Genomic DNA, 255 nt, shown 5'->3' with positions numbered 1-255 from the left:
GAGGACGTGGTGCGCTGGGATGAAGTACAAATCACCATCGGTGACCAGACCTTTACCGCGACGGTGCAGGCGGATCTGAGCTGGTCGGTGAAGGTGCCGACGGAGCTGCTGCAGGACGGCACGCAGATTGAGGTCAGCGTCAACGGCTACGACGCGGCGGATAACAGGGGCAGCGACACCGACGACACCGGGGTGGTCCGTGATCTGAGTGCGCCGGAGGTGACCATCGTTATTGATGATGTGACCGGCGACGGG

At 62.7% G+C, this 255-nt stretch carries 1 protein-coding gene; it reads left to right on the top strand.

The window, feature by feature from the left end; translation table 11 throughout:
• Window positions 1–9 precede the first annotated feature (9 nt).
• Window positions 10–255, top strand: a 246-nt coding sequence (locus tag ACLGE8_RS22715) for a hypothetical protein (RefSeq protein ID WP_411001377.1), incomplete at its 3' end; no start/stop codon positions are given.

The organism is Kluyvera sp. 142486 (assembly GCF_046569695.1).
GTDB lineage: Bacteria > Pseudomonadota > Gammaproteobacteria > Enterobacterales > Enterobacteriaceae > Kluyvera.
This window is presented reverse-complemented; position numbering and strand designations above follow the sequence as displayed.